This window comes from Blastococcus sp. SYSU DS1024 (assembly GCF_054050795.1).
The window spans coordinates 1-17,279 of sequence record NZ_JBJHAA010000038.1 but is presented as its reverse complement, the minus strand read 5'-3'; the positions used below and the strand labels follow the sequence as shown (position 1 = coordinate 17,279).

At 75.0% G+C, this 17,279-nt stretch carries 17 protein-coding genes and 1 pseudogene; 17 read left to right on the top strand and 1 reads right to left on the bottom strand.

What is annotated here, in order from left to right; genetic code table 11:
• The first annotated feature begins 266 nt into the window (after positions 1–266).
• From rimP to larE, 12 genes and pseudogenes are all read left to right on the top strand, one after another.
• On the top strand, positions 267–935 hold the full coding sequence (gene rimP, locus ACI79S_RS20450; RefSeq protein ID WP_456595278.1) for a ribosome maturation factor RimP: 669 nt from the start codon (positions 267–269) through the stop codon (positions 933–935).
• A complete protein-coding gene (gene nusA / locus ACI79S_RS20445) occupies positions 932–2,083 on the top strand; it encodes a transcription termination factor NusA (protein WP_456595277.1) in 1,152 nt (383 codons plus the stop codon). The genes rimP and nusA overlap by 4 nt, the downstream gene beginning before the upstream one ends.
• An 8-nt stretch (positions 2,084–2,091) precedes the next feature.
• Positions 2,092–2,475 carry a YlxR family protein gene (locus ACI79S_RS20440; protein WP_456595276.1) on the top strand — a complete coding sequence of 128 codons (384 nt, stop codon included), beginning with the start codon at positions 2,092–2,094 and terminating at the stop codon, positions 2,473–2,475.
• Between the two features lie 61 nt (positions 2,476–2,536).
• Positions 2,537–2,680: pseudogene (locus tag ACI79S_RS20435) on the top strand (translation initiation factor IF-2 N-terminal domain-containing protein); the annotation flags it as partial.
• Between the two features lie 942 nt (positions 2,681–3,622).
• Positions 3,623–5,458 (top strand): translation initiation factor IF-2, encoded by a 1,836-nt coding sequence (infB, locus tag ACI79S_RS20430; RefSeq protein WP_456595279.1) that lies wholly within the window; start codon positions 3,623–3,625, stop codon positions 5,456–5,458.
• Between the two features lie 95 nt (positions 5,459–5,553).
• Positions 5,554–5,847 (top strand): DUF503 domain-containing protein, encoded by a 294-nt coding sequence (locus ACI79S_RS20425; protein ID WP_456595275.1) that lies wholly within the window; start codon positions 5,554–5,556, stop codon positions 5,845–5,847.
• Between the two features lie 83 nt (positions 5,848–5,930).
• Positions 5,931–6,434, top strand: a complete 504-nt coding sequence (rbfA, locus tag ACI79S_RS20420; RefSeq protein WP_456595274.1) for a 30S ribosome-binding factor RbfA — start codon at positions 5,931–5,933, stop codon at positions 6,432–6,434.
• On the top strand, positions 6,431–6,673 hold the full coding sequence (locus ACI79S_RS20415; protein WP_456595273.1) for a hypothetical protein: 243 nt from the start codon (positions 6,431–6,433) through the stop codon (positions 6,671–6,673). Before rbfA ends, ACI79S_RS20415 begins: the two co-directional genes overlap by 4 nt.
• Entirely contained in the window at positions 6,670–7,722 is a 1,053-nt protein-coding gene (locus tag ACI79S_RS20410) for a DHH family phosphoesterase (protein WP_456595272.1), read from the top strand. The genes ACI79S_RS20415 and ACI79S_RS20410 overlap by 4 nt, the downstream gene beginning before the upstream one ends.
• A gap of 10 nt (positions 7,723–7,732) precedes the next feature.
• Positions 7,733–9,115: an MATE family efflux transporter gene (locus tag ACI79S_RS20405; protein WP_456595271.1), complete on the top strand. Its 1,383-nt coding sequence runs from the start codon at positions 7,733–7,735 to the stop codon at positions 9,113–9,115.
• Positions 9,112–10,029: a tRNA pseudouridine(55) synthase TruB gene (truB, locus tag ACI79S_RS20400; RefSeq protein ID WP_456595270.1), complete on the top strand. Its 918-nt coding sequence runs from the start codon at positions 9,112–9,114 to the stop codon at positions 10,027–10,029. Before ACI79S_RS20405 ends, truB begins: the two co-directional genes overlap by 4 nt.
• A gap of 21 nt (positions 10,030–10,050) precedes the next feature.
• A complete protein-coding gene (gene larE / locus ACI79S_RS20395) occupies positions 10,051–10,887 on the top strand; it encodes an ATP-dependent sacrificial sulfur transferase LarE (RefSeq protein ID WP_456595269.1) in 837 nt (278 codons plus the stop codon).
• Here the strand turns inward: larE and larB are convergent.
• Complete coding sequence (gene larB, locus ACI79S_RS20390) at positions 10,878–11,645, bottom strand: nickel pincer cofactor biosynthesis protein LarB (RefSeq protein WP_456595268.1); 768 nt, start codon at positions 11,643–11,645, stop codon at positions 10,878–10,880. The two genes, larE and larB, sit on opposite strands and share 10 nt — an antisense overlap.
• On the opposite strand from larB, the gene ACI79S_RS20385 reads away from it, so the two are divergent.
• The 5 genes from ACI79S_RS20385 to ACI79S_RS20365 all read left to right on the top strand — a co-directional run bounded on the left by ACI79S_RS20385 (position 11,626) and on the right by ACI79S_RS20365 (position 17,161).
• Positions 11,626–11,964 (top strand): antibiotic biosynthesis monooxygenase family protein, encoded by a 339-nt coding sequence (locus ACI79S_RS20385; protein WP_456595267.1) that lies wholly within the window; start codon positions 11,626–11,628, stop codon positions 11,962–11,964. The two genes, larB and ACI79S_RS20385, sit on opposite strands and share 20 nt — an antisense overlap.
• A gap of 77 nt (positions 11,965–12,041) precedes the next feature.
• Entirely contained in the window at positions 12,042–13,181 is a 1,140-nt protein-coding gene (locus ACI79S_RS20380) for a branched-chain amino acid aminotransferase (protein ID WP_456595266.1), read from the top strand.
• A 20-nt stretch (positions 13,182–13,201) separates the two neighbouring features.
• Entirely contained in the window at positions 13,202–14,167 is a 966-nt protein-coding gene (locus tag ACI79S_RS20375) for a bifunctional riboflavin kinase/FAD synthetase (RefSeq protein WP_456595265.1), read from the top strand.
• A 186-nt stretch (positions 14,168–14,353) separates the two neighbouring features.
• A complete protein-coding gene (gene rpsO / locus ACI79S_RS20370) occupies positions 14,354–14,623 on the top strand; it encodes a 30S ribosomal protein S15 (protein ID WP_113812701.1) in 270 nt (89 codons plus the stop codon).
• Positions 14,624–14,896: 273 nt separating this feature from the next.
• Complete coding sequence (locus tag ACI79S_RS20365; protein WP_456595264.1) at positions 14,897–17,161, top strand: polyribonucleotide nucleotidyltransferase; 2,265 nt, start codon at positions 14,897–14,899, stop codon at positions 17,159–17,161.
• Positions 17,162–17,279 lie beyond the last annotated feature (118 nt).

The following is a 17,279-nucleotide window of genomic DNA, read 5'->3' as shown; positions in this document are numbered from 1 at the left end:
CCCCCCCCCCCCCCCCCCCCCCCCCCCCCCCCCCCCCCCCCCCCCCCCCCCCCCCCCCCCCCCCCCCCCCCCCCCCCCCCCCCCCCCCCCCCCCCCCCCCCCCCCCCCCCCCCCCCCCCCCCCCCCGGGTCGCGACCCCGGGGTGGGCGGTAGCCTGAGCACTTCCCCTCGACACCGGGCCCGGCCAGCGACGCAGGTCCGCGGCGCCGGGCCGCAGAACTGCGCGCACGGCACCCGTGCCGCCGACCGAGCCTGAGGAGGCCAGCGTGTCCGCCTCTCGCGGAACCCAGCGGAGCGACCCCGCCACCGACCGCCTGACCGCCTGGATCCGCCCGGTCGTCACCGAGGCCGGGTACGACCTGGAGGAGCTCGTCGTCACCCCCGCCGGCCGGCGCAGCGTCGTCCGCGTGGTCGTCGACCGGGACGCCGGTGTCACCCTCGACGACATCGCCGAGGTCAGCCGGGCGGTCTCCGACGTGCTCGACCGCAACGACGACGGGATGGGCCGCACCCCCTACGTGCTCGAGGTGACCAGTCCCGGGGTCGACCGGCCGCTCACCGAGCCGCGCCACTGGCGCCGGAACACCGGTCGGCTCGTGGTGGTGGGTGCGGGCCCCGCCGGGTCGGTCGAGCAGCTCACCGGCCGGATCACCGCGGTGGACGGCGACGGGGTGACGCTGGCCGTCGAGGCGAAGGGGAAGCCGGGGGCGAAGAAGCGTCCCCCGCAGCCGCGCCGGGTGCCGTGGGCGGAGCTCGGGGCGGGGCGGGTGCAGGTCGAGTTCGGCCGCGGCGACTCCCACGACGGCGGCGCCGACGACGACACCCCCGACGACATCACCGACGACACCGCGGACGACATCGCGGAGCACGACGCCGCCGAGCTCGACGACCTGGACCAGGCCGGGCTCGCGGACGACGACGGAGGAGACAAGTGAACATCGACGTCACCGCGCTGAAGGCGGTGGAGCGGGAGAAGGGCATCCCGGTCGACACGGTCATCGAGGCGCTCGAGACGGCCCTGGTGACGGCCTACCGGCACGCCGACGGGGCGGCGAAGCACGTGCGCGTGCACGTGGACCGCAAGAGCGGCGAGGTCGCCGTCCTCGCCCAGGAGATCGGCCCCGACGGCGAGGTCGTGCGCGAGTGGGACGACACCCCGTCGGACTTCGGCCGGATCGCGGCCAGCACCGCCAAGCAGGTCATCGTCCAGCGGCTGCGCGACGCCGAGCACGAGCAGACCTTCGGTGAGTACGCCGGCAAGGAAGGCGACATCGTCAGCGGCATCGTGCAGGCCGACCAGCGGCGCAACGCCAGCGGCATCGTGATGATCGACATCGGCAAGGTCGAGGCCGTGCTGCCGTCGGCCGAGCAGGTGCCGGGGGAGACGTACACGCACGGCAACCGGATCAAGGCCTACGTGGTGGCGGTCTCCCGCACCTTCCGCGGCCCGCAGGTCACGGTGTCGCGGACGCACCCCAACCTGGTGCGCAAGCTCTTCGCCCTCGAGGTCCCCGAGATCGCCGACGGCAGCGTCGAGATCGTCGCCGTCGCGCGCGAGGCGGGGCACCGGTCGAAGATCGCGGTCCGCACCTCGGTGCCCGGGCTGAACGCCAAGGGGTCCTGCATCGGCCCCATGGGGCAGCGGGTGCGCAACGTGATGAGCGAGCTGCACGGCGAGAAAATCGACATCGTCGACTGGTCGGAGGACCCGGCGGAGTTCGTGGCGCAGGCGCTGAGCCCGGCCCGGGTGAGCAGCGCCCGGCTCGTCGACCCCCAGGCGAAGGCGGTGCGCGTCGTCGTCCCCGACTACCAGCTGTCGCTGGCGATCGGCAAGGAGGGCCAGAACGCCCGTCTGGCCGCCCGGCTGACCGGCTGCCGGATCGACATCCGCAGCGACGCGCAGGCCGACGACGCCGACGCCTCCCCCTCGCCGGGGGTGGGTCGCCCGCCACTGCGGTCCGGGTTGCCGCCTCAGCCGGGCGGGGGGCGGAGCGGGGCTCCGGGGGCCCGATCCCAGGCTCCCGGGGGTGGTTCCCGCTCGGCCCCCCGCCGCGCGGAACAACGCGGACCGGCCACGCGCTAGAGTTGGAGATGGCCGAAACGTCGAATCCGGTCCGCACCTGCGTGGGGTGCCGGAGGCGGGCGTCGGTCACCGACCTGCTGCGCGTCGTCGTCGTGGCCGGGGACCTCGTCCCCGATCCGCGGCGGCGCCTCCCCGGTCGTGGTGCCTCGCTGCACCCGACCGCGGAGTGCCTGCGCGCAGCGGAGCGACGCCGGGCCTTCCAGCGGGCGCTGCGCTGCAGCGCACCTCCGGAGGCCGGTCCGCTCCGGGCCCACGTCCTGGGTGTCTCCTCGGAGGCCACCGGGGCCGGGCCGGGAGAGGGCGACAGCAGTACCCAGTCGGGTCGGCACCAGGCCGGTCCGCACGTCGACAGGACACCGTCGGATGACTCAGCCGTGAAGTTCTCACGATGACCATGCGCCACTAACGACGAGGTCGAGCGGGCAAGCCGCCGGCCTCACCAAGAGGAGACCCGTGCCAGGCAAAGCCCGCGTACACGAACTCGCCAAGGAGTTCGGTGTCGACAGCAAGACCGTGCTCGCCAAGCTCAAGGAGCAGGGCGAGTTCGTGAAGTCCGCGTCCTCGACCGTCGAGGCCCCCGTGGCCCGACGGCTCCGGGAGGCGCTCGGCGCCGCCACCGGTGGCGGCAACGGCGGGGCAGCCCCGCGCCCGAGCGCACCCGCTCCCACGCCGGCCGCGCCCACGGCTCCGGCCGCGGCGCCTGGTCCGCAGGCTCCCGCCCCGCAGGCCCCGGCGGCGTCCGCACCGGCGCGCCCGGCCGCTCCCGGCCCGCGCCCGGGTCCGCGTCCCGCGGCGCCCGCTCCGCAGCCCCCGGCCCAGGCTCCGGCGCCTCAGGCTCCGGCGCCCCAGGCTCCGGCGGCGCAGGCCCCGGCTCCGGCGGCTCCGCCGCAGCAGCCGTCGGCTCCGCGTCCCGGCGCGCCCCGTCCGGCTCCGGCCGGCGGGTCCGCGCCCGGTGGTCCGCGTCCCGGCCCCCGGCCGGCTCCGCGTCCGGGCAACAACCCCTTCAGCAGCGCTCCTCGTCCGGCCCCCGCGGCCGGCGGTCCGCGCCCCGGCCCCGCGGCCGGCGGCCCCCGCCCTGCACCCGGCGCCGGCGGTCCCCGCCCCGCGCCCGGTGCCGGCGGTCCCCGTCCGGCCGGGCCCGGTGGCCCGCGTCCCGGCGCCGGTCCGGGCGGTCCCCGTCCCGCGGCCGGTCCCGGCGGTCCGCGTCCCAACCCGGGCATGATGCCGCAGCGCCCGTCGCCCGGCATGATGCCGCCGCGGCCGGCCGGTGGTGGCCGTCCCGGTGGTGGCCCCGGTGGTGCCGGTCGTGGCCGTCCGGGTGGTCCCGGCGGCGGCGGTGGCTTCCGTCCCGGCGGTGGCGGCGGCGCCCCGGGTGCCGGCGCGCCTGCCGGCGGTGGCTTCCGTGGTGGCGGCGGCGGTCGTGGCCGCGGTCGCGGTGGCTCGGGTGCCGGTACCGCCGGTGCCTTCGGGCGCCCCGGTGGCCGGGGTCCGGTCCGCGGGCGCAAGAGCAAGAAGCAGCGGCGTCAGGAGTTCGACTCCATGGCGGCGCCCAGCATGGGCGGCGTCAGCCTGCCGCGCGGCAACGGGCAGACCGTCCGGCTGCCCCGCGGCGCCTCGCTGACCGACCTGGCCGAGCGCATCAACGCCCAGCCGGCCGCGCTGGTGACCGCCCTGTTCCACCTGGGCGAGATGGTCACGGCGACGCAGTCGGTCAACGACGAGACGCTGCAGCTGCTCGGCGCCGAGATCGGCTGGAACATCCAGGTCGTCAGCCCCGAGGACGAGGACCGCGAGCTCCTCGAGACCTTCGACCTCACCTTCGGTGACGAGGAGGGCGACGAGGAGGACTGGTCCGCCCGTCCGCCGGTCGTGACCGTCATGGGTCACGTCGACCACGGGAAGACCAAGCTGCTCGACGCCCTGCGCGACGCCAACGTGGTGGCCCGCGAGGCCGGCGGCATCACCCAGCACATCGGCGCCTACCAGATCGTCACCGAGCTCGACGGCAACGAGCGGCCGGTCACCTTCATCGACACCCCGGGTCACGAGTCGTTCACCGCGATGCGTGCCCGTGGCGCGAAGGTCACCGACATCGTCGTCCTGGTGGTCGCGGCCGACGACGGCGTCATGCCGCAGACGGTCGAGGCGCTCAACCACGCCCAGGCCGCCGAGGTGCCGATCGTGGTCGCGGTGAACAAGGTGGACAAGGAGGGGGCCAACCCCGCCAAGATCCGCCAGCAGCTCACCGAGTACGGCCTGGTGGCCGAGGAGTACGGCGGCGAGACGATGTTCGTCGACGTCTCGGCGATCACCCGGCAGGGTCTCGACGACCTGCTCGCGGCGATCCTGCTGACCGCCGACGCCTCGCTGGACCTGCGCGCGAACACCGAGCAGGACCCGCAGGGTGTGGTCATCGAGGGCAAGCTCGACAAGGGCCGCGGCCCCGTCGCCACGGTGCTCGTCCAGCGCGGCACGCTGCGCCAGGGCGACTCGATCGTGGCCGGCGACGCCTACGGTCGCGTCCGGTCGCTGCTCGACGAGCACGGCAACAAGCTGAAGGAGGCCCTGCCGGCCCGCCCCGTGCAGGTCGTGGGCCTCACCTCGGTGCCCCGTGCCGGTGACACCTTCCTCGTCGTCGACGAGGACCGCGTCGCCCGGCAGATCGCCGACCGCCGCCAGGCCCGCATCCGCAACGCGCAGAACGCCTCGATGCGCAAGCGGATCAGCCTGGAGGACCTCGACGCGGCGCTCAAGGAGAACCGTCAGCTCAACCTGATCATCAAGGGCGACAACTCGGGCACCGTCGAGGCGCTCGAAGAGGCGCTGATGAAGATCGAGGTCGACGACGAGATCTCGCTGCGGGTCATCCACCGCGGCGTCGGTGGGATCACCAAGAGCGACATCGACCTGGCGCTGGCCGACGACGTCATCGTCCTGGGCTTCAACGTCCGGGCCGAGGGCCAGGCCACCGAGCTCGCCAACCGCGAGGGGGTGGACGTCCGGTACTACACGGTCATCTACCAGGCGATCGACGAGATCGAGGCCGCGCTCAAGGGCATGCTCAAGCCGGTCTACGAGGAGGTCCAGCTCGGTACGGCGGAGGTCCGCGAGGTCTTCCGGGTGCCGAAGATCGGCAACGTCGCCGGTTCCCTGGTCCGCAGCGGCACGATCGTGCGCAACGCCAAGGCGCGCCTGGTGCGTGACGGTGCCGTGGTCGCCGACAACCTGACGGTGGAGTCCCTCCGCCGGTTCAAGGACGACGCGACCGAGGTTCGCGAGGGTTACGAGTGCGGTATCGGCCTGGGGTCGTTCAACGACATCAAGGTCGACGACGTGATCGAGACCTTCGAGATGCGTGAGAAGCCGCGCGACTGAGTCGGTCCAGCACCTGAGCGGACGCCCCGCGGCCGGGGGAACGAATCCCTGGCCGCGGGGTGTCCGCCGCAGGGCAGGGGGGAAGTGAGGCCCGGGTGTTCACCGGCTCGCTGACCGCCGACCTGCTGCTGGGCGACGTCCACTCGCTCAAGGGCAAGCGATCCGTCGTCCGGCCGATCGTGGCCGAGCTGCGCCGCCGCTTCGCCGTCGCCGCCGCCGAGGTGGGGGACCAGGACCTGCACCGCCGGGTGCAGGTCGGGGTCGCCACCGTGGCGGGGGAGGCAGCTCAGGTCACCGACGTCCTGGATGCCTGCGAGCGGTTGCTGGCCGAGCGGCCGGAGGTGACGCTGCTGTCGACGCACCGGCAGCTGTTCAGCGACACCGACTGAAGGACCCCCGTGCCCCCCACGCCTCGCCAGCTCGGCGCGGGCCCCTGCACGGGGGCCGATCCATCCCGTCACCTGGAGGTCCGATGGCCGACCCGGCCCGCGCGCGCAAGCTCGCCGTGCGCATCCGACAGATCGTCTCCGCCGCGATCGAGTCCCAGATCAAGGACCCCCGCCTGGGCATGGTCACCGTCACCGACGCCCGGGTGACCAGCGACCTCCGCGAGGCCACGGTCTTCTACACCGTGTACGGGGACGAGACCCAGGTCGCCGACTCGGCCAAGGCGCTGAGCAGTGCGACCGGTGTGCTGCGCTCCACCGTGGGCCGGCAGACCGGGATCAAGTTCGTCCCCTCGCTGACCTTCGTCGCCGACATCGTGCCCGACACCGCTCGGGAGCTCGAGGAAGCGCTCGAGCGGGCCCGGCACGCCGATGCGGAGCTGGCGCGCGCCCGGGAAGGCGCCAGCTACGCCGGCGAGCCGGACCCCTACCGGAAGCCGGCGGAGGACGAGGACGAGGACGACCTGCCGGCGTCCGACCCCGCCGACGACGGATCCGAGGACACCGCCGCCACGAGGAGCGCACCGTGACCGAGAACGACCCCGATCCGTACGAGCCCGACGAGGGCCAGGGCACGTCGGTGCTGGGCGGTGAACCCATGCCCCACACCGGTGACCCGACGGATGGCGGCAAGCGCGGTCAGATCGGCGAGGTGCCCAGCATCGCCGCCGACGAGCCCGACGACGGCGGCCCCGGCTACCCGGTCGGCGGGGGCGACATCACCGAGCACCAGGGCGGCCGCATGGCCGACCCCGATCCCGACGCGTGACCCCGGCCCCCGACCGGCGCCCCGCCGCTGATCCGGCGGCCGCCACCCGGTCGGCGGTCGCGGTGCTGGCCGAGGCCGCGCAGTCGCGTGCGACCGTCGTGCTGTCCGGCCACGTGCAGCCCGACGCCGATGCGCTGGGCAGCACCCTCGCGCTCGCCGAGGGGTTGCGCCGACGCGGCGCCCGGGTGCTCGCCACCTTCCCCGGTCCGTTCACGCTGCCCGCCTCGCTCGGGTGGATCCCCGGCGCCGAGGGGCTGGTGCCGTCCGACGACGTGCCGTCCTCCCCGGACGTCTTCGTCTCCCTGGACGCGGCCTCCCCGGGACGGCTCGGTGAGCTGGCCCCGCTGCTGGACCGTGCCGGGACCTCCGTGGTCGTCGACCACCACGCGAGCAACCCTGGGTTCGGGCGGGTCCGCCTGGTGGACCCGTCCGCACCGGCGACCGTCACGCTGGTGAGCGACCTGCTCGACGGCCTCGGTGTGGCGCTGGACAGCCACCTGGCGACCTGCCTGTACGCCGGGCTGGCCGCCGACACCGGCTCCTTCCGGTTCGGCAGCACCCGACCCGAGACCCACGAGCTCGCCGCGCGCCTGCTCGCCACGGGGATCGACCACGCGGCGATCAGCCGCCGCCTCTTCGACACCGCACCGTTCAGCTGGCTCGGGCTGCTCTCGGTCGTCGCCGGCCGGGCCGTCCTGGAGACGGGGGTCGGCGCCGGGTTGGTCTGGACCTGGTCGAGCACCGCGGAGGCCGGCGAGCACGGCCTGCCCGGGGAGCAGCTCGAGGCGCTGGTCGACGTCGTCCGCGCCACCGAGGAGGCCGACGTGGCCTGCGTGCTCAAGGGGCAGGACGACGGGTCCTGGTCGGTGTCGCTGCGCTCGCGCGGCCGGACCGACGTCGCCCGCGTGGCGATGGCGCTCGGCGGTGGCGGGCACCGTGCGGCCGCGGGGTACACCTCCTGCCTCGACCGCGAGAAGACCATCGAGGCATTGCGCCGGGAGCTCTGCGATCCGTCGGCCCCCGCCCGGCTCGTGCGACCAGGTGCGTAGAAGGTCCTCGGTGCCCCCCACGCCGCGCACGTCCGGCGCTGGCACCCGCACCGAGGCCGATCGGGGCGCTGAGCGGGACCCGGCGGGGCTCCCGTCCCGCCCGGCGGCCGTCCTCTCCCTCGCCCTGCCGGCGCTCGTCGTGCTGGCGGCCGAGCCGCTGTACCTCCTCGTGGACACCGCCGTCGTCGGCAACCTCGGCACGGTCGCGCTCGGTGGGCTCGCCGTCGGCGGTGGCCTGCTGGCGTGGGCCGCCGCGCTGCTCAACTTCCTGGCGTACGGCACCACCGCGCGAGCCGCCCGCCGCGCCGGCGCCGGCGACCGGCCGGGCGCCGTCGAGGAGGGCGTGCAGGCGACGTGGCTGGCCGTCGGTCTGGGGCTGCTCGTGCTGGGCCTGTTCCAGGCGCTGGCCGGGCCGCTGACCCGGGCGCTGGCCGGCGGGGCGGGCCCGGTCGCCGAGGCCGGGGAGCAGTGGCTGCGCGTCGCCGCGCTCGGTGCCCCGCTCCTGCTGGTCTCGTTGGCCGGCAACGGCTGGCTGCGCGGGGTGCAGGAGCTGCGCCGACCGGTGCGCTACGTCGTCGCGGGAAGCCTGCTCAGCCTCGTCCTGTGCCCGCTGCTGGTGCACCCGGCGGGGCTGGGCCTGGTCGGTTCGGCTGTGGCCAACGTCATCGGGCAGGCGCTCACCGCGGCGCTGTTCGTTCGGGCGCTGCTGCGAGAGGGGGCGGCCTGGCGGGCGCGGCCCGCCGCGATCGTGCGGCAGCTGGTCATCGGCCGGGACCTGCTGCTGCGGGCCGCGGTGCTGCAGCTGTCGTTCCTCGTCGCCGCCGGCGTGGCGGCCCGCACCGGGACCGCCGCCCTGGGCGCCCACCAGATCGCGCTGCAGCTCTTCTTCTTCCTCGCGCTCGTGCTGGACGCCTACGCGATCGCCGCGCAGACCCTCGTCGGCCACGCCCTCGGCGGGGGGCGTCCCGACGACGCCCGTGCGACCGCGCGGCGGGTCGCGCTCTGGGGGCTGGCCACCGGCTGCGTCGTGGCCGCCGCGCTGGTCGCGCTGCGCGGGGTGCTGCCACCGCTGTTCACCGACGACCCGGCGGTGCTCGCGCAGGCCGCCGTCGTCTGGTGGTTCCTCGCCGGCTTCCAGCCGCTGGCCGGCGTGGTGTTCGCCCTGGACGGCGTCCTGATGGGCGCGGGCGACGTCGGCTACCTGCGCACCGTCACGATCGCGGCGGCCCTGGTCGGGTTCCTGCCGCTGTCGCTGCTCGCCGCCCCGCTGGACCTCGGGCTCGCCGGCATCTGGACCGGGCTCACGCTCTTCATCGCGCTGCGGCTGGTCGCCGTGCTGGTGCGGGTGGCGGGTGACCGCTGGGTGGGCGCGCCTGAGACGGTTACCGGGTGAGCCCGAAACGCCCGGATGCCGACGTCCCGCCCGGTCTGCTGCTGGTGGACAAGCCCGGCGGCATGACCTCCCACGACGTCGTCGCCCGCGCCCGCCGCGCCCTGTCGGTGCGCAAGGTCGGGCATGCGGGCACGCTCGACCCCATGGCGACCGGGCTGCTGGTCCTGGGGGTGGGCACCGCGACCCGGCTGCTCGGGTACGTCGGCGGCCACGACAAGACCTACGAGGCCACCATCCGGTTCGGGCAGGCGACGGTCACCGACGACCGCGAGGGCGAGGTGCTCCGCACCACGTCCGCGGCGCACGTCGGGGACGACGACGTCCGGGCGGCCCTGGCCGCGCAGACCGGGCCGCTGCAGCAGGTGCCGTCGGCGGTGAGCGCGGTCAAGGTCGACGGCCGCCGGTCCTACGACCGGGTGCGTGCGGGGGAGGAGGTCGTCCTGGAGCCGCGCGCGGTGACCGTGCACCGCCTCGAGGTGCACCGGATCGCCCGCCCGGGACCGGACCTGGTCGACGCCGACGTCACCGTCGGGTGCACCGCCGGCACCTACATCCGCGCCATCGCGCGCGACGCCGGCGCGGCGCTGGGCGTGGGCGGCCACCTGACCGCGCTGCGGCGCACCGCATCGGGCCCGTTCGGGATCGCGCAGGCGGGCACCGTCGAGGACGCCGCCGCCTCGTTGGTCGCCGACGGCGGGCCCGGCTTCCTGGGGCTCACCGAGGCGGCCCGGCTGGTCTTCCCCGAGCGCGCGCTCACCGCGGAGGAGGCGCGGGCGCTGGGGTACGGGCAGCGCATCCCGGCCACCGGCGCGGCCGGGTTGCACGCCGCCGTGGACCCCGAGGGCCGCCTGGCGGCGCTGGTCGAGGACGCCGGCCGCACCGCCCGCGTCGTCGTCGGCTTCCCGCCGGCCTGAGCCGGTGGCAGCCTGGCGGCCGTGACCCTCGACGCCCGGCTGGCCGAGCTCGACGCGCTGCTGCGCCCGCTGCCCGGGGTGGTCGTCGCCTTCTCGGGCGGCGTGGACTCCGGCGTCCTCCTCGCCGCCGCGGTGCGTGCGCTGGGTCCGGGGCGCGTGGTCGCGGCCACGGCCGTGTCGCCGAGCCTGCCCGCCGCCGAGCTCGCCGGTGCGGGGGAGTTCGCCGCGTCACTCGGCGTCCGGCACGAGCGACCGCGCACCGACGAGCTCTCCCGGGCCGGGTACCGCGCCAACGCCGGCGACCGGTGCGCCTTCTGCAAGACCGAGCTGGTCGACGTCCTGGTGCCGCTGGCGGCGCGGCTCGGCATCGCCGACGTCGTCACCGGCACGAACGCCGCCGACGTCGTGGCCGGCTTCCGGCCGGGGATCCGGGCCGCCGCCGAACGCGGCGCCTGGGCGCCGCTGGCGCGAGCCGGCCTCACCAAGGACGACGTCCGCGCCGCCGCCCGGCGCTGGGGGCTGCCGCTGGCCGAGAAGCCCGCCGCCGCCTGCCTGGCCAGCCGGATCGCCTACGGCGTGCCGGTGAGCGCCGCGGCCCTGGCCCGGGTCGAGCGCGCGGAGGTGGCGCTGCGCGCGGCCCTCGCGGGTGCGGGCCTGCCGGTGCGCGACCTGCGGGTGCGCGACCTGGGGGACGACGTCGCCCGGGTCGAGGTGGACGCGGCGCTGGTGGACGAGGTCGCCGCCCGGGTGGACCTGCCCACCGCCGTCCCCGGCTTCGGCCGGGTGGAGCTCGATCCCCGGGGCTTCCGCTCGGGCGCGATGAACGAGCTGCTGCCCGACCCCGTCCGCTACCGCTGAGCCGAGCGGACGATCCGGGCGGCGGCCACCCCGGCCCCGAACCCGTTGTCGATGTTCACGACGAGCACCCCGGGGGCGCAGGCGGTCAGCATGGTGAGCAGCGCGGCGAGGCCCTCGAACGCCGCGCCGTAGCCCACCGAGGTCGGGACGGCCACGACGAGGCGGTCGGTGAGCCCGGCGACCACGCTGGGCAGCGCACCGTCCATCCCGGCGACGACGACGACCGCGTCGGCCGCGGCCAGGGCGGGCGCCACCGCCAGCACCCGGTGGACGCCGGCCACCCCGACGTCGTCGACCCGGCGGCAGCCCACGCCGCAGGCGCGCAGGGTGGCGGCCACCTCCGCGGCCACCGGGCCGTCGGAGGTGCCGGCGGTGAGGACCAGCACCTCGCCGGCCGGGCGCGGCGCGACCCCCACGAACGCGCACCGCGCCTCCTCGTCGACCACCGCGTCGGGCCAGCGGGCGCGGATCGCCTCGGCCGTGGCGTCGTCGACCCGGCTCGCCCAGGCGAACGCCGCCGGCGACCCCTCGAGCAGGCCGGCGAGGCAGGCGACGGTCTGCGCCGGGGTCTTGCCCGCCGCGTACACCACCTCGGGGGTGCCGGTGCGGGCCTCGCGGTCGAGGTCGAGGCGCGCGAAGCCGAGATCCGTGGTGCGGGGTGCGCTCACCTGCGCCAGCGTGCCGCACGAGCGGGTGGCCGTGGGGTTGGCGGCCGCGCCGTCCGGGAAGGGGACGACCATGAGCGTCGTCAAGATCAACGCGATCACCGTGCCGAAGGACAAGCAGGAGCGCTTCGAGGAGCGGTTCCGCGGGCGCGCCGGAGCGGTGGAGAGCACGCCGGGCTTCGAGTGGTTCGAGCTGCTGCGGCCGGTGGAGGGCACCGACCAGTACCTGGTGTACACGCGGTGGAGCAGCGTCGAGGCCTACGAGGCGTGGCAGTCCAGCCAGGACTTCGACCGCGCCCACGACGGCGGCGGCGACACCCTCGCCTCGGCCGCCCCGCACTCGGCGCACGTGTGGACCTACGAGGTGCTCGAGACCGCCGGACCGAAGGGCGCGCAGCAGAGCCAGGCCTGAGCCGGGCTAGGGTGACGGCGCCGGCTCCGCACCTCTGCGGCGCCGGTGCCGATCCCTCGCACGCCCGGGTAGGAGCCATGACCGAGACGCTCGCCGACAGCCGTACCTCGTCCCGGACCTTCGTCGAGGGCGTGCCGGTGGTCGTGGAGGACGTGCAGCGCCGCGCCACGGCCGAGCGCGAGGAGGTGCTGGCCGACCCCGGTTTCGGCCGCTACTTCACCGACCACATGTTCGTGGCCCGCTACCAGGCCGGCCGCGGGTGGTACGACGCCCGGCTCACGCAGTACGGCCCGCTGCCGATGGACCCGGGCACCGCCGCCCTGCACTACGCGCAGTCGATCTTCGAGGGGCTCAAGGCCTACGCCCAGCCCGACGGCAGCGTCGCCACCTTCCGGCCGGAGGCCAACGCCGCGCGCTTCGTCCGCAGCGCCGAGCGGCTGGCGATGCCGCCGGTCCCGGAGCAGGCGTTCCTGGCCGCCGTCGACGCGCTCGTCGACGCCGATCGGGGGTGGGTGCCGACCGGGCCCGACCAGACGCTGTACCTGCGCCCGTACCAGCTGGCCAGCGAGTCGTTCCTCGGCGTCCGCCCGGCGCACGAGTACCTCTTCCTCGTCATCGCCAGCCCGGCCGGCGCGTACTTCCCGCGCGGCGTGCACCCCGTCTCGGTCTTCGTCTCCGAGGACTACGTGCGGGCCGCGCCGGGTGGCACCGGCGACGTCAAGTGCGCCGGCAACTACGCCGCGAGCCTCCGCCCGCAGCAGCAGGCCAGCGAGCTCGGCTGCGACCAGGTCGTCTACCTCGACGCCGTGGAGCGCCGCTACATCGAGGAGCTGGGTGGGATGAACCTGTTCTTCGTCCTCGGCTCCGGCGAGGACGCCGAACTGGTCACCCCCGAGCTCTCCGGCACGCTGCTGCCGGGCATCACCCGCGACTCGCTCATCACCGTCGCCCGGGAGCTCGGGCACCGGGTGACCGAGCGGAAGGTGACGCTCGAGGAGTGGCGCAGCGGCACGCTCGACGGCTCGATCACCGAGACCTTCGCCTGCGGGACGGCCGCCGTCATCACCCCGGTCGGCCAGGTCCGGGCCCGCACGGGGGACTTCGCCGTCGGTGACGGCGAGCCCGGCCCGGTCACCATGCGGCTGCGCGAAACCCTGCTCGACATCCAGCACGGGCGGGTGGCCGACACGCACGGCTGGCTGCACCGGGTCTCCTGATCGCGGCTGGGGGCGGTCACATGCTGCGCTGGCGGGGGCTGGAGGCCACCCCGGGGGACCTCGGGCGGACCGTCGTCACCGTCGGCATGTACGACGGCGTCCACCGTGGGCACCAGGAGCTGGTCGGGGCCGCTGTCGCGCGCGCCCGGGCGATGCGCCGCCCGTGCCTGCTGCTGACCTTCGACCCGCACCCGGCCGAGGTCGTCCGGCCGGGTTCGCACCCCGCGATCCTCACGTCGCTGGACCGGAAGGCGGAGCTGGTCGCCGAGCTGGGCGTCGACGCCATGTGCGTGCTGCCCTTCACCCCGGAGTTCATGAAGCTCCCGCCGGAGACGTTCACCCACACGGTGCTCGTCGAGCGGCTGCACGCGGCCCAGGTGGTGGTGGGGGAGAACTTCACCTACGGCCACCGTGCGGCCGGCACGGTGGCGTCGCTGACCGCCGAGGGGCGGCGCTTCGGATTCGCCGTCGAGGGGGTGGCCCTGGCGCAGGACGCGTCGGACGACGGTGAGGTGACCATCTCCTCGACCTACATCCGCGCCTGCGTCGCCGCCGGGGACATGGTCTCGGCTGCCCGCGCGCTGGGCCGGCCGCACCGGGTGGACGGCGTCGTGGTGCGCGGTGACCGCCGCGGGCGGGACCTCGGTTACCCGACGGCCAACGTGGAGACGCCGCCGTACACGGCGATCCCCGCCGACGGTGTCTACGCCGGTCACCTCGTCACCCGTGACCCGCGCAGCGGTGCCAGCCGCGAGCGGTTCCCCGCGGCCATCTCGGTCGGGACGAACCCGACCTTCCAGGGCAGCCGCCGCACCGTCGAGGCCTACGTGCTCGACTACGACGGCGACCTCTACGGCGAGCACGTCGGCGTCGAGTTCGCCCACCGGCTCCGGCCGATGGCAGCGTTCCCCGACGTCGAGGGCCTGCTCGCCGCGATGGCGCAGGACGTCGCCGACACCCGTCGGGTGCTCGGCCTGCCGGGCTGATCCCCCCGCCGGCCGGACCCGCGGCGGCCGCGCAGGCCTGACCCGGCACCTCCCGGGAGCGGCCCTGACTGCGGTCCGGGGCGGTGGACGGCGTAGGGTGGGGACGCCGAGCACTGCACGGCTGTGTGAAGCCTGCCCTCGTGAGTCAGACCGGGGGCCACACGACACCCGCCCAGGAGGCGAACCATGGCGCTCGACAGCGCGACCAAGCAGCAGATCATGACCGACTACGCGACGGTCGAGAAGGACACCGGTTCGCCCGAGGTGCAGGTCGCGATGCTGACCCGTCGGATCAGCGACCTGACCGAGCACCTGAAGATGCACAAGCACGACCACCACAGCCGGCGGGGCCTGCTCCTGCTGGTCGGCCGGCGTCGCCGGCTGCTGAACTACCTGGCGAAGACCGACATCAACCGCTACCGGTCGCTGATCGAGCGGCTCGGCCTGCGCCGCTAGCACGTCGAGGGGACCGCTCCGGATCGCCGGGTCGGTCCCCTCTCTCGTGCGGCACCCGCCGCACGGGCCAGGCGGGACCTCCGTCGGCCGCCCGCACAGGGCCGGTCCTCGGTAGTGGCCCCCGGGAGGAGTGGCCGTTCCCCGGACGGGGAACGGCACGGCCCGAGGGCTTCGATCGAGCACCGGTCGCCCCGGGCGCAGACGGCGAACGCTCGCCGTAAGAGGAGTCGCGAACCGGTACGAGGCCGGCGCGACGAGAAGAGAGAAGGACAGATGTCCGCACCCACCACCAGCGGCCCCATCGCCGCCGAGTTCGACCCCGAGGACGGGGTCACCACCGCCACTGCGGTGATCGACAACGGCGCCTTCGGCAGCCGTTCGATCACCTTCGAGACCGGTCGGCTCGCCCGTCAGGCCGCCGGCTCCGTCGTCGTGACCATGGGCGACACCATGCTCTTGTCGGCCACCACGGCCGGGCGCCAGCCCAAGGAGCAGTTCGACTTCTTCCCGCTGACGGTCGACGTCGAGGAGCGGATGTACGCCGCCGGGCGCATCCCCGGCTCGTTCTTCCGCCGCGAGGGCCGGCCGTCGGAGGACGCGATCCTCACCTGCCGGCTGATCGACCGGCCGCTGCGCCCGACGTTCGCCAAGGGGCTGCGCAACGAGGTCCAGGTCGTCATCACGGTCATGTCGCTGGACCCGACGCACCTCTACGACGTGCTGGCGATCAACGGCGCCTCGGCGTCCACCCAGCTCTCGGGCCTGCCGTTCTCCGGCCCCGTCGGCGGCACCCGGGTCGCGCTGATCAACGGCCAGTGGGTCGGCTTCCCGACGCACACCGAGCTCGAGGACGCGGTCTTCGACATGGTCGTGGCCGGCCGGGTCCTGCCCGACGGCGACGTCGCGATCATGATGGTCGAGGCCGAGGCCACCGAGAAGACGATCCAGCTGGTCGCCGGCGGTGCCCCCGCGCCGACCGAGGAGGTCGTGGCCCAGGGCCTCGAGGCGGCCAAGCCCTTCATCAAGGCCCTCTGCGAGGCGCAGGCCGCGGTGGCCGAGAAGGCCGCCAAGCCGGTCGCCGAGTTCCCCCGGTTCCTCGACTACCAGGACGACGTCTACGCCGCCGTCGAGGCGCAGGTCGGTGACAAGCTCGCCCAGGCCCAGCAGATCGCCGGCAAGGCCGAGCGCGAGGACGCCACCGACGCGCTCAAGGACGAGGTCAAGGCCGCTCTCGCCGGTCAGTTCGAGGGCCGGGAGAAGGAGATCTCCGGTGCCTTCCGCGCGCTGACCAAGAAGGTCGTCCGGCAGCGCATCCTGCGTGACAAGGTGCGCATCGACGGCCGTGGCCTCACCGACATCCGGCCGCTGTCGGCCGAGGTCGAGGTCATCCCGCGGGTGCACGGCTCGGCGCTGTTCGAGCGCGGCGAGACCCAGATCCTCGGGGTCACCACGCTGAACATGCTCCGCATGGAGCAGCAGCTGGACACCCTGTCGCCGGTGGACCGCAAGCGCTACATGCACAACTACAACTTCCCGCCGTACTCCACCGGTGAGACCGGCCGCGTGGGCTCGCCCAAGCGCCGCGAGATCGGCCACGGCGCGCTGGCCGAGCGGGCGCTGCTGCCGGTGCTGCCCGACCGCGAGGAGTTCCCCTACGCGATCCGCCAGGTGTCGGAGGCGCTGGGCTCCAACGGCTCCACCTCGATGGGGTCGGTCTGCGCCTCGACGCTGGCCCTGCTCAACGCCGGTGTGCCGCTGAAGGCCCCGGTCGCCGGCATCGCCATGGGTCTGGTCTCCGACGAGGTCGACGGGAAGACCGAGTACGTCGCGCTGACCGACATCCTCGGCGCCGAGGACGCGTTCGGTGACATGGACTTCAAGGTCGCCGGCACCAAGGACTTCGTCACGGCCCTCCAGCTGGACACGAAGCTCGACGGCATCCCCTCCGACGTCCTCGCCGCTGCGCTGACCCAGGCCCGCGCGGCCCGGCTGCACATCCTCGACGTCATGGGCGAGGCCATCGACGGCCCCGACGAGATGAGCCCGTTCGCGCCGCGGGTCACCACGGTGCGCATCCCGGTCGACAAGATCGGCGCGGTCATCGGCCCCAAGGGCCAGATGATCAACGCGATCCAGGACGAGACCGGCGCGGACATCACCATCGAGGACGACGGCACGATCTACGTCGGCGCCTCCGACGGCCCGTCGGCCCAGGCCGCGGTGGACCGCATCAACGCCATCGCCAACCCGCAGATGCCCAAGGTCGGCGAGCGCTTCCTCGGCACGGTCGTCAAGACCACGCCGTTCGGTGCCTTCGTCTCCCTGCTCCCGGGCAAGGACGGGCTGGTCCACATCAGCAAGCTGGGTGGCGGCAAGCGGATCAACAAGGTCGAGGACGTCGCGAACGTCGGCGACAAGCTGCAGGTCGAGATCACCGACATCGACGCCCGCGGCAAGATCAGCCTCGCGCCGGTCGCCGCCGAGGGTGCCGACACCCCCGCCGAGGCCCCGGCCGACGCAGCCCCTGCGGGTGAGTGACCACGACTGATCTGATCCGGGCCGGGGGGGGGGGGGGGGGGGGGGGGGGGGGGGGGGGGGGGGGGGGGGGGGGGGGGGGGGGGGGGGGGGGGGGGGGGGGGGGGGGGGGGGGGGGGGG